Raw genomic sequence first — 12524 nt, 5'->3', positions numbered from 1 at the left:
CCGCCATCACCAACCTGCTCAAATGGCCTTGACTTGGATCAGTTTACATTTACAATTTTCAGAAATTTCTGAAAGTTAAGAAGAAACAGAAACCAATGAAACTTTCCAACCAGGCGCAAGCCTTTGTATTGCACTTTGGGGAGATGGGCAGCCGGTGGGGGTTCAATCGCACCGTGGGTCAGATGTTTGCACTGCTGACCATCCACAACGCCCCCCTGAATGCCGATCAGCTGGCCGAGGCCCTGAAGATCAGCCGCGGCAACGTCAGTATGGGGCTGAAGGAGCTGCAGGCCTGGCGCCTGATCGAATTGCACCACCAGCCCGGGGACCGCAAGGATTACTTCACCGCAGCCGGCTCCATCTGGGACCTGGCGCGCACGGTGTTCGAGGAGCGCCGCAAACGGGAACTCGACCCCACGCTCACCCTGTTGCGCCAGCTGCTGCTGACCGATCCCCGCGACGAACAGGAAGCCAAGGCCCAGGAAAAAATCCAGGAGGTCTACAGCCTGCTGGAAATGCTCGATCAGTTCGCCAATACCCTGAGCAGGCTGGATGAAAAGGATCTACTCAAGCTGATGAAACTGGGGTCCGGACTCAGCAAATTACTGGAACTCAAGTCCAAGGCTACCGGCGCCGCGTCCAGAAAATCGGCGACCGGTAAAAACAAGTAGTGTCTGGCCGGTGGCAGAAACACTGGTTTTCTGCCACCGGCTAACGGGATTTTGGCTGCATCCATTCCGGCTGCAGCTTGCTTTACGAGGTGCCCATGCTCGATACCCTGATCCTGTCGCGGATTCAGTTCGCGGCCAACATCAGTTTTCATATTCTCTTTCCCACGATCACCATTGCACTCTGCTGGATTCTGTTCTTTTTCAAATTGCGCTTTGACCTCACCGGCAATCCAGTGTGGATGCGGGCCTACCGCTTCTGGGTAAAAGTATTTGCCCTGACCTTTGCCCTCGGTGTAGTAAGCGGAATTACCATGTCGTTCCAGTTCGGCACCAACTGGCCGGGCTTTATGGAAAAGGTCGGCAATATTGCCGGGCCCCTGCTGGGCTACGAAGTGCTCACCGCCTTTTTTCTGGAGGCTACATTCCTCGGCATCATGCTGTTCGGGATCAAGCGGGTGTCGAGCCGTGTACATACACTGAGCGCCCTGATCGTGGCCGTGGGCACCACCCTTTCCGCCTTCTGGATTCTCGCGCTCAACTCGTGGATGCAAACCCCCGCCGGATACGAGATTCGCGATGGTGTGGTCCACGCCAGTAACTGGCTGGAAGTCATTTTCAACCCCTCGTTCCCCTATCGTCTTGCCCATATGCTGTTGGCCTCAGGGCTGACCGCCGCCTTCTTTGTTGCCGGTCTCTCCGCTTATCGCCTGCTGAAGGGCGATGAAAAACAGGCGCCGCGGCTGGCGCTCAAAACCGGACTGGTACTGGCCGCGGTACTGGCGCCACTGCAGGCTTTCGTCGGCGACCTCCACGGGCTGAATACTTTCGAACACCAGCCGCAAAAGATCGCGGCGATGGAAGGCGTGTGGGAAACCGAACAGGGCGCGCCCCTGCTGCTGTTTGCAATTCCCGATGAGGAGGAACGACGCAACCACTGGAGCATCGGCATTCCCGGTCTCGCCAGCCTGATCCTCACCCATAAAACCGACGGTGAGATCCGTGGCCTGAATGACTTCGACGGCAACCATCCACCGGTGAAACCGCTGTTTTTCGGCTTCCGCATCATGGTCGGGGTCGGCCTGCTGATGCTGGCAGTCGCCTGGGTCGGCTGTTACCTGCTGCGCCGCCGTGAAGCCCTGCCGCGCTGGATGCTGAAACTGCTGGTCGCCATGACCTTCTCAGGATGGGTTGCGACACTCGCCGGCTGGTATGTCACCGAAGTCGGGCGCCAGCCCTGGCTGGTGACCGGTATTCTGAAAACCGCCGACGCGGTAACGCCGGTAGCCCCGGCCAATGTCGGGTTTTCGCTGACGCTGTATCTGGTCACCTATGTGCTGCTGATGTGGGCCTATATCCACACCCTGAAAGTCATGGCGCTCAAGTCGGTCAACGTCGAGGAATTCGAAACCGCGGAACCGGTTGCAGATGGCAGCCTCACCAACCTGCCGGAAAACACTACAACCGCCCGCCAGCAGCACCCCCAAGGAGGTACCCAATGAGCCAATATGCTGAACTCGCCAGTGGTGACTGGCTGCCGGTCGTTTTTATCGATTTGATGGGATTGGCGGTGCTGATCTACGCGGTACTGGACGGCTACGATCTGGGCGTCGGCATCCTGCTGCCCATGGGCGAACAGGACGAACCCCAGCGCGACACCATGATCGCCTCCATCGGCCCCTTCTGGGATGCCAACGAAACCTGGCTGGTGCTGGCCATCGGCCTGCTGCTGATTGCCTTCCCGACGGCCCACAGCATCGTGCTCACCAACCTGTATATTCCCGCAGCGGTGATGTTGATCGGGCTCATCATGCGCGGAGTGGCATTCGACTTCCGCGCCAAGGCCGCGGTGGATCACAAGCTGGCCTGGGACCGTACCTTCAAGTTCGGCTCTGTACTCACCACTCTCACCCAGGGCTATATGCTGGGCCAGTACGTCATGGGGTTTGATCACGGCTGGCCGGCACAACTGTTCTGCCTGCTGAGCGCCCTGGGCGTTACTGCCGCCTATACCTATATCGGCGCGGCCTGGCTGGTAATGAAAACGGAACAGACATTACAGCAGCGCGCCGTGCGCTGGACCCGCATCGCCGGTCGCGCGGCGCTGCTGGGTGTTGTGACCGTATGCCTGATCAATCCGCTGGTAAACCCCGGGGTGTTTGACCGCTGGTTTACCTATCCACTGGTGATGTTCGTACTGTTGATCCCCACCCTGTGCATTCTCGGGTTCCTTGCCAATGACGTGCTGTTGGGGCGCTTACCCAAGGCCGGCGATCGCCACTGCAGCCTGCCGTTTTACACGGTGGTGGGAATTTTCGTATTGAGTTTCAGCGGGCTGGCATTCAGCTTTTACCCGTACATCGTCCCCGGCCAGCTGGATATCTGGGAGGCCGCCAGCGCGCGGGAATCCCTGCAATTTATTCTGGTGGGCGCGGTGGTGGTGGTGCCGGTCATCCTGTTGTACACCGCGTTTTCCTACCGGGTATTTCGCGGCAAGGCGAGTGACCTGCACTACCATTGACCCGCAACACTGACCCGCAACACTGACCCGCAACATTAACCCGCAACAACGCTTAGCACAGGCACCGGTCCCACGACCGGTGCCTGTACCCTATATCGCTTCCCCCAGGCTACTCCCTCTGCCCAGAACAAGCGCGCTGTGACGGATTGATACAAAACGCCAGGTAAAGCCCCTAGAAAACTTCACACTCGCCGCTAAAGTGGCACGCTGGATTGATTAAATTTTGTCAGGGCTCGGCACTAGCTCCGGTCCACAATAAAAACAGGTAAGAAACCATGAGTGACGAGACTCAGACTGCAGAGGCAGTGGAAAACGCCGAAGCAACGATTGACCCGACGGCGGAATCTCAGGAAGCCACTGACGGCACTGTAAACACCGAAAGCACTGACAGCGCAGAAGGTTCAGAAGCGACCGCCGACGACAAGGGCGAACAGCCGCAGGCTAAGGCGCCGGAACCGGTGAAGAAATCCTGCTCGCCGCGGCTCGCTGGCTGGATGCAGCAGAACAAGCTGTCCATCGCCTTCACTTCTTACCAGTCTGGCCGCGTCTACATGGTGGGCGCCGAGCAAAGCGGCAGACTGTCCTTCCACGAGCGCATCTTCCAGCGCGCCATGGGTATTGTGGGCAACTCCCAGCGTATCTACATGGGCGGCCTGTACCAGGTTTGGCGTTTTGAAAACGTACTGCAACCGGGCCAGGTGGCGAACAAGATGTTCGACGCCTGCTATGTGCCCCGCAACGCGCAGTTTACCGGCGAAGTGGACATCCACGAGCTGGGCATCCGCAAAAACGGCCAGATCATTTTCGTCAACACCAAGTACAACTGCCTGGCAACCCCGAGCCTGACCCACAGCTTCAAGGTGCTGTGGAAGCCGCCGTTTATCAGCAAGATTGCCCCGGAAGATCGCTGCCATCTGAATGGCCTGGCGATGGTGGACGGCGAGCCCAAATACGTGACCGCCGTATGCAAGTCCGACACCATCGATGGCTGGCGTGAGCGCCGCGATAACGGCGGTATCATCATTGATGTGGAAACCAACGAAATCGTGTGTGAAGGGCTGTCCATGCCGCATTCGCCGCGCTGGGTGAACGGCAAGCTGTGGGTACTCAACAGCGGCACCGGCTATCTGGGCTACGTGGACTTCGAGACCAAGTCCTTCGTTCCGCACACCTTCTGCCCGGGCTTCCTGCGCGGACTCGCGATTCACGGCGACTACGCCATCGTGGGTCTGTCCAAGCCGCGCTACGAGCGCTTCGAAGGCCTGCAACTGGATAAGAACCTGGCCGAAAAGGATTCCGAAGCCTGGTGCGGTGTTCAGATCATCAACCTGACCAGCGGCAATGTGGAGCACTGGATCCGTCTGGACGGCCCGGTGACCGAGCTGTTCGACCTGGCGGTACTGCCGAATGTGCGCTGCCCCATGGCGCTGGGCCAGCAGAGTAAGGAAAACCTCACCATGGTGACTTACGAGGTGGCGCCGGAGCTTCAGGATAAGCCGACTGAAGCGGCTTGAAGAATCTGCCGTAGAAGGACATAGAAAAAAGCCCCGCATTGGCGGGGCTTTTTTTTCGCCTGCAGGCAGGCTCCTACAGGCGGGACATGTGAAGGGCGGAAACGCTTACTGCTGCCACTTCTTGTATTCTTTGAGGGCCTTGTAGGGGCGCTCGGTGTACCAGCCATAACCGGCACGGCGCTCTTCCGACACCTGCTCAATGTCGAAATACACCTCCCCATCGCGGTCGCCGAATACCGGGCGGTCGCTGTCGATATCGTAGAAGCGCGCCCACAGTGGATCGGCGTCGTCGTTTGCAATCAGTTCCTTGTATTCGTATTCCCCGCGCTCGTAGCTGAGACCGGTCATCTTGTGCGCTTCAAACCAGGCGCCGGCGCTGTCGATGGCACTTTTCACCGCCGGCGGCGGGTTGTCCAGGGTCATCAGGAACAACATCAGGTCCGCGCTCTCGCTGGTGGCCAGCGCCACCGGCTCGAATGCCCGCGCGGCTGTCGGCTTCAGGGTTTCCGCATCGTGCTGCGCGCCCCATATGGTGGGCTCGCCGTCCACCGCGACCTGAGTGTCCACCAGCATTTGCAACGCGCGCTGCAGGCTGTCCGCAGCGCGCTGCTTCAGGGGCTCCGGCATGAACGCCAGGCGCTCGTCACCTTTGGCCGCAGCGCCCACCACTTTCAGCAGATTGGCGATAGCGTCATCGTTAAAAGTAATGTCATCGTGGTACTTGCCCCGCAGCGGAAAGGTCTGCGGCCAGCCGCCATTGGGGTACTGGGCAAGCAGGATGAAATTGAGCGCGCGGCTGGCGGAGTCGCAGTAACGACGGTCCTTGTGCGCATTGCAGGCGTTTACCATCACCCAGAACTGGGTACTGGTGGCGTAGTTGTCAAAGGTCGGGACGTAATCTTTTTCGGTACCGAATTGCTCGCCCGGCTGCCGCGGCGTACGCATATCGGTGCGCTTGGACCAGCCTCCGGAAGGAGTCTGGAAGGTCAGCAGGGCATCGGCCAGCGCGCGGCCTTCGGCACTGGCGATAAAGTCGGCATCAGACAGCGCCTGTTTGACATCGAATCCGAACAGCTTGTGCTTCGTCGGTTTGGTGCTTTTCTCCAGCCCCGCAGCCGCCACTTCCGCCTTGATGAGCCCCGTATCCAGCTTGTAGAGCTGCTCCGACATGGCTCGGTAGGTTGCCATATCCTGCGCGGGCTGCAGACCAGCCAACGGATCTGGCGGACCGGCTTCAGGCTCGGCGGATGAGATTTTGGCATTGCAGCCGGCAGTGGCCAGCAGCACGGTACCGAGGGCAAGGCACCGGACTGCGCCCGGCAGGCGAACGGTTTTCACTCGGGAGAATGTCATAAGGGGCTCGCTACAGTTTTCTGTCAGGCAGAAATTCATTATTTGGTAAGGCCAAACGATGGTAGCAAAAGCGCGCGGTGGAGAACAATCGCCAGCATCGCCGTAATCAGCAGAAAAGTCGGGAAGAAGCCGGCCACCACCGAAGCACGTGCACCACCACACGCTGCATATTCAGGCGCCACGGCCTACAGCAGAACCAATAGACAATCATTACTATTTTTATCCATTGCGAAGACTACTGTCATGAAATCTCACCTGAAACCACAGGCTGGGATAGTTCTGGCAGTCAAACCAACCTCTAAACTTAATCGAGGGAGTACCCTGAGAAACACCTATATCAACCGTCAGCCCGGAGATTATGCCCATGCCCATTCACGCTCACACCCTGGAAGCCGACTTTCCCGAATATGCCGCAACCATACGCCAGCTCCGTCAAAACGATGTGGATTTCAAGTTAGTGAGCGACGGCTACAACAAACTGGACAAGGAAATTCGCGGCCTCGAAGAGCGTGGAATCACCACCGATGACAACCATTTCAACGAACTCAAAATCCGTCGTGCGCAACTGAAAGACCAGCTGTACCGACAACTCAGAAATGGGCATTCCCCCGGGTAGTTGTGCGCCCGATATCGGCACGCCAATAAAAAAAGGGCTTCGCAATGCGAAGCCCTTTTCAGTTCCGGTAGCCATCGATGTCGGCTCGAATCAGTCGCCACGTCCCTGTTGCAGGTTGCGGTCAAAGAAATCCTTCATCATCTGATGCCAGTGCTTACGGGTCTCCTTGCCGCGCAGGCTGTGCTTTTTGCCCGGATAAGTCATCAGCTGGAACTGCTGATCGTTGTCCTGCAGCTGCTTGATCAGTTTGGTGGTATTGGTGAACAGCACATTGTCGTCCGCCATTCCGTGATAGATCAGCAGCGGCCCCTTGAGATCTTTCACATAGGGGAAGACGGAAGACGCCTTGTAGGCCGCCGGCACCTGGTTCGGGTTACCCATATAGCGCTCGGTGTAGTGGGTATCGTAAAGGCCCCAGTCGGTGACCGGCGCCCCGGAAATACCCGCCTTGAAATAATCCCCGGCCTTGAACATGGTCATCAGGGCCATGTAGCCACCGTAACTGTGGCCGTACACACCGATGCGCTCTGGATCGACAAACGGCAGGCCGCGCAGGAATTTCACCCCGGTGACCTGATCCTCCACTTCCACGCTGCCCATTTTCTTGAAGATCGGATCTTCAAACTTTTTGCCGCGATGGGCGGAACCGCGGTTGTCCAGGGTGAACACCACATACCCCTGCTGGGCCATAAACTGATTGAAAGGTCTGTCCCAGCTGTTGGTCACCAGCTGCGCGTGGGGGCCACCGTAGAGGAACACCATCACCGGATAGGTTTTTTTCGCATCGAAACCGGCAGGCTTGTACATGCGGTAGTAGAGGGTGTGACCTTGCGGCGCCTTGCCCCCTTTTACTTCAATTTGGCCAAATTCCGGCGCGATCCAGTCACTGAGGTAGGGGTGCAGCGGGTGGCCCTTCTCCACCTTGTTTTCCTGCAGCCAGGTCACGCGCTTGCCATCCACACCGTGCAGGCTGACCTGGGGCGGTGTGGAGGGGTTGGAGTAGGTATCGATGTAGCCGGACGCATCGTCTGCAAACGCAATGCTGTGCATACCCGCGCGGGAAGAAAGCTTGTCGATCTTGCCGCTGCCGCTCAGGTCGGTCACATACAGATGACGCTCGAGGGGCGTGTCCTTGCGGCCGGAGAAGTAGACCTTTCCGGACTTCTCATCCAGCGCTTCCAGCTGATCGATGGCCCAGTCGCCACGGGTCAGCTGCGCCAGTTGCCTGCCGCTGAAATCGTACAGGTACAGATGTTTGAAGCCATCTTTTTCCGAGGCCCAGATAAAACGATCACTGTCTTTCAGGAAGCGCAGATCGTCGAACAGATTGACCCAGGTATCGCTGGTTTCGGTGAGGCCTACGCGGGTTTTGCCACTGGGGATATCCGCAAAACGCAGTTCCAGTTTCTGCTGGCTGCGGTTTTGCCATTGGTAGGACAGCAGATTGTCCCGCGCCCATTTAACCCGTGGAATATAAATATCGTCGTTTTTCCCCAGGTCCATCCACTGGGTTTTGCCGCTGGCGAGATCCAGCACACCCAGTTTGATGTTCACATTAGGACGACCGGCGGCGGGGTAACGCTGCTGGATCATATCGATACGATCCGCATAGATCTCACTGCGGGTCACCTCATCTACCGGGCTCTCATCCACCTGCAGGTAGGCAATACGCTTTTCATCCGGGGACCACCAGTAGCCGGTCATGCGCCCCATTTCTTCCTGGGCGACGAACTCGGCCATACCATTCTTGATCGGGCCTCTGCCATCGGTGGTAAGCTGGCGCTCTTTACCGGAAGCCAGATCCACCACAAAAATATTCTGGTCGCGGATAAACGAAACAAAATTCCCCTTGGGCGAAACCCGCACGTCGGTTTCAAAGGCTTCGGTTTCCGTCAACCGCTTGGATTTTCCGTTGTTCACCTCGTAATAGAACACATCACCGGCGAGGGGAAACAGCAGGGATTTACCGTCCTTCGACCAGCTGTACTCCATGATGCCACTGCCGAAAATCCGCTGGCGCTCGCGACGGGCCTTCTCCTCGTCGGAAAGATTTTCCTCGCCGCTGTGCAGTTTGTCGGAATTGACCAGCATGCGGGTCTCGCCGTCTTTCAGGCGGTATTCCCACAGGTCATAGCGGTTGTAGTCCTCTTCACGCCCTTTGAGAAAGGTCACACGACTGCCATCCGGAGAGTATTGAAGCGCACGTGGGCTGGTACCGCTCAGAGCCGGGTCGGAGAAGATTCTATCGATGGTCAGCTGTTCAGCAGAAGAATAGCTGGCAAAAGCGCAGCCCAGCAAGAAAAGCAGTTTCCGTTTCATTCAATCACTCACGATCTGGATTTTTCGAGCGAGTGATAATAGGGGGGCGGCCTGTCGAGTGCCAGAGTTTGCGGCGATGTGACCTTATCCGGCGTCGAATGTCGGGCCGGTTTTCGCGGTCAATCCAGAGACCGCCAGGGTCACCAGAACGCCCGCGGCCAGTGCCGCTGAGGCCGCGGGAATAATCGGATTACCCAAGAAATCACCCATCGTTGCCATGACCAGTAACGACGTCACCGATCCCGCCAGCAGCGAAGCCAGCGCGCCGAGCCAGTGGTAGCGCGGCCAGAAACGACCCAGCAGTCCGCAGGCAAAAAGACCGGCCATTACGGTAGAAATCATTTTGCTGATATAGCCAATCAAATCATCGGACAGCATCGCCATCCCCAGCGCCACCCCGATCACCAGCAGCAGACCGATACGCGACTGGACCAGGCTTTCTCCCTGCCCCGACCACTGTTGCGGGCACAGGTCCCGGATCAATACCGAAACTCCCGCAATCGCATCGGAACTGGCGCTCGACATGGTGGCGGAAAGCCCCGCGAGCAGCACCAGCACACCAATCCCCAGCGGCAAGACTTCAATGGCAAGATAGGGAAATGCGTAATTGCGATTATCCAGTTCCGGATTCAGCACAAACGCACAGATCCCGATAATTGCCGGTACCAACGAAAAAACCAGATACATCCCGCCGGAAATATAAAAAGACTTGCGCACGGAACCGACACTGCGCGCAGAATAAATCCGCTGGCGAAACGACGGCGTCGCCAGCACACCCACGGCGATCACTGCGGCCAGAGAAATAGCGGGTAACACCCCCATCGGTTCGCGGTTTGCAGTTACCCCCCGAACTTCGGCGACCCCCTCCCATCCGCCCACCGTGTGCACGGCAAATACCGCCATCAACAAAAAGCCCGCAAACAGTACCAGTGCCTGCAGGGTGTCTGTCCACACCACCGCATGGTAGCCGCCAACAATCACAAAAATTCCGAAGCCAACCGCCACCAGCAATTTCGCCAGCGGCAGATCTATGCCGGTTATCCAGGCGAGATACAAACTACCACCGAGAATATGTGCACCTAGCCAACCCAGACAGGCGATTAAGATCAATACCGCGACGATTTTTTTTACCAGTGGATGATTGCCCACATAGGACGCCAGCTCTTCGCTCATGGTGGCAAAGCCCTGAGCCCGTGCGGGTGCAAACAACAGCCCCAGGAGCAATATCCCTACCGCACCGCCAATACCGTACAAGGCTCCGGCCCAGCCGTTGGCGTAACCAAAACCCACCGCTCCCATCGATGAACCCGTGCCAACCATGGTAGCGACGGTGGTGCCGATGGTGAGAAAGACAGGCAGGCTGCGGCCGGCCAACAGGAAGTCATCTTCACTGCTCGTGCGCCTGGAGACGAACCAGCCAATGGCAATCAGAAAAACGATGTAGAGACCGAAGGCCCCGAGGAAAATACTGGCATTCATCTTGGAGTTTATTTTTGAACGCAAACCATTGGGTTATTATTTTATTTCTGTGACGCCCCTGTTTTTCTGTCAGGGTTTAGACTGCTTATAACAGACAATACCGACTTCGACTTTGCAATCTACCACCAGGTCACACACAGAACAGATTCTGGCCGGAGGGTGATTGCCGAAATTTTCTTTAAAGACCTTGTTAAAAGACTGAAAGTATCGCGCATCGGTGAGAATGACGGTGACGTGCACTACGTCTTCCACACCGTAGCCCGCTTTGTCCATGATCGCAAAACAGTTGTCGATGGCGAGCTGGGACTGCTCCACAATCCCCCCTTCCACCACTTCACCATCGCGCATTGGTGTCTGGCCCGACACATAGAGAAAGCCACCGGCTTCTACTGCACTGGAAAATGGCAGGTGCTGACCACCTGTACCTGTGCCACCTTCGGCGCCGAATCTCTGAATCATGATTACTACCTTTTTATGAGTTTTTTGGAGTTCTGTGGTCCGTTTTGTTTCTGGTCCTGTGGCAGCGGAGCACCGGGTAAAGCCTTTCGGGACCGCTGTGAACCTAGCCGCGAAACAAAAAGGCTCCGCTCCGGCTATCCAACATAACACCATCGGAATAAGCACAAACACCATTAACCCAGACCTGGGAAATCCCACGAGCCGTCCGCAGCGGTTCAGAATATGTCGCCAGCGATTCCAACCTCGCGTAATCAAACAACACCAGATCCGCACAGTAACCTTCACGGATAAATCCGCGATTCGCCAACCCGAAATTGGTTGCCGAAAGCCCGCTCATCTTGTGTACCGCCTGCGGCAGATCGAACAACCCGAGATCCCGTCCATAGTGGGCAAGTACTCTTGGAAAAGCACCCCACAATCTCGGATGTGGATGCGGATCATTGGGCAAGCCATCGGAGCCAACCATGGTAAGCGGGTGCGAGAGAATATTTTTAACATCCTCATCACTCATACAGTGATAAACCGCACCCGCCGGCTGCAGCTTCTCCGCCGCCTCGTAACAGGAAAGGTTCCACTCTTGTGCAATGTCCGCCAAAGGCCGACCGCCCTGTTCCGGAAAAGACTCCGACCAGGTGATAAAAATCTCGATATCGTCCGCTACCTGCGCCAGATCCAGCGTGCTGGAACTCGCGGTATAGGGATAGCAGTCACAGGCAACCTGTTGATACCGCGTCGCATTTTCCAGCGCACCCAACACATCCCCACTGCGCCCCCAGTTGCCGCGTCCGGCGCATTTCAAATGGGAAACAATCAACGGCACGCGGTGTTCCCGTGCGGTCAGCAATGCCTCGTCCATCGCCTCGAGAATACGATCAAACTCCGTGCGCAGATGTGTGGTGTACACCCCGCCCTGCACCGCCAGTTCCGCCACCATTTCCAACACCTCTGCGGTATCCGCAGATTTCGCACTGGCGTAAGCGAGGCCGGAGCTGAGGCCGATGGCGCCCTGCTCCAGCGCACTGCGCAATTGCGCACGCATCGCCGCGAGTTCGGCCACACTGGCGGTGCGCTGGAGATTGTCCATGTGGTTGTTGCGCAGCGAAGTGTGGCCGACCAGCGCAGCCACATTGACGTTGGGGCGAGCCTTCTGCACCGCGCGGGCGTAATCGGAAAATTGCGGGTAAGCGAAACGGGAGCGATCGCCGAGTAAATTCAATGGATCGGGCGGATCGCTTTCTAACGTGACGGGGCTGGCACTGATGCCGCAGTTGCCGACAATGACGGTGGTTACGCCCTGGCTGATTTTGGCGGGCACCTGCGGTTTGTGGATAACTTCGAGATCGTCGTGGGTGTGGACGTCGATAAATCCCGGGGCGAGATACAGGCCTTCCGCGTCGATGATTTCATCGGCCTGCTCGGTAATACTGCCGGGCGCTGAAATACGTTGGATACGACCTTCGGCAAGGGCAATGTCGGCGGTAAAAATGGCAGCGCCGCTACCGTCGACCACCGAGCCTTTGCGAATTACCGTATCGTAAGTCATTCCATTTCCTTTTACCTTGTAATCAAATATTTCGTCCTGAAATATTTGATTG

General features: G+C 57.3%; 10 protein-coding genes. 5 read left to right on the top strand and 5 right to left on the bottom strand.

Annotation, left to right across the window (positions count from 1 at the left end; all coding sequences use genetic code 11):
- The first annotated feature begins 95 nt into the window (after positions 1–95).
- The 4 genes from PVT68_RS15485 (at position 96) to PVT68_RS15470 (ending at position 4703) form a co-directional block, all read left to right on the top strand.
- Positions 96–671: a GbsR/MarR family transcriptional regulator gene (locus PVT68_RS15485; RefSeq protein ID WP_280319546.1), complete on the top strand. Its 576-nt coding sequence runs from the start codon at positions 96–98 to the stop codon at positions 669–671.
- Positions 672–766: 95 nt separating this feature from the next.
- Entirely contained in the window at positions 767–2170 is a 1404-nt protein-coding gene (locus PVT68_RS15480) for a cytochrome ubiquinol oxidase subunit I (RefSeq protein WP_280319544.1), read from the top strand.
- A complete protein-coding gene (locus PVT68_RS15475) occupies positions 2167–3189 on the top strand; it encodes a cytochrome d ubiquinol oxidase subunit II (protein ID WP_280319542.1) in 1023 nt (340 codons plus the stop codon). The genes PVT68_RS15480 and PVT68_RS15475 overlap by 4 nt, the downstream gene beginning before the upstream one ends.
- Before the next feature lie 275 nt (positions 3190–3464).
- The gene (locus tag PVT68_RS15470) at positions 3465–4703 is read left to right on the top strand and encodes a TIGR03032 family protein (RefSeq protein ID WP_280319540.1); all 1239 of its coding nucleotides are present in this window, start codon (positions 3465–3467) and stop codon (positions 4701–4703) included.
- A gap of 105 nt (positions 4704–4808) precedes the next feature.
- On the opposite strand, the gene pelA is transcribed toward PVT68_RS15470, so the two are convergent.
- Positions 4809–6056 (bottom strand): pectate lyase, encoded by a 1248-nt coding sequence (pelA, locus tag PVT68_RS15465; RefSeq protein WP_280319538.1) that lies wholly within the window; start codon positions 6054–6056, stop codon positions 4809–4811.
- Between the two features lie 364 nt (positions 6057–6420).
- Here pelA and PVT68_RS15460 point away from each other — a divergent pair, with 364 nt between their 5' ends.
- Positions 6421–6672: a YdcH family protein gene (locus PVT68_RS15460; protein ID WP_280319536.1), complete on the top strand. Its 252-nt coding sequence runs from the start codon at positions 6421–6423 to the stop codon at positions 6670–6672.
- 90 nt (positions 6673–6762) lie between these two features.
- On the opposite strand, the gene PVT68_RS15455 is transcribed toward PVT68_RS15460, so the two are convergent.
- From PVT68_RS15455 to PVT68_RS15440, 4 genes are all read right to left on the bottom strand, one after another.
- Positions 6763–8991, bottom strand: a complete 2229-nt coding sequence (locus PVT68_RS15455) for a S9 family peptidase (protein ID WP_280319534.1) — start codon at positions 8989–8991, stop codon at positions 6763–6765.
- An 84-nt stretch (positions 8992–9075) separates the two neighbouring features.
- Complete coding sequence (locus PVT68_RS15450) at positions 9076–10470, bottom strand: sodium:solute symporter family protein (RefSeq protein ID WP_280319532.1); 1395 nt, start codon at positions 10468–10470, stop codon at positions 9076–9078.
- A gap of 69 nt (positions 10471–10539) precedes the next feature.
- Entirely contained in the window at positions 10540–10929 is a 390-nt protein-coding gene (locus tag PVT68_RS15445; RefSeq protein WP_280319530.1) for a RidA family protein, read from the bottom strand.
- Between the two features lie 103 nt (positions 10930–11032).
- On the bottom strand, positions 11033–12472 hold the full coding sequence (locus PVT68_RS15440; RefSeq protein ID WP_280319528.1) for an N-acyl-D-amino-acid deacylase family protein: 1440 nt from the start codon (positions 12470–12472) through the stop codon (positions 11033–11035).
- Positions 12473–12524: the final 52 nt, after the last annotated feature.

The sequence above is a fragment of the Microbulbifer bruguierae genome (assembly GCF_029869925.1).
Classification (GTDB): Bacteria; Pseudomonadota; Gammaproteobacteria; order Pseudomonadales; family Cellvibrionaceae; genus Microbulbifer; species Microbulbifer bruguierae.
Note: the sequence above shows the minus strand (reverse complement) of the source record. Positions and strands in the feature narration are given on the sequence as shown.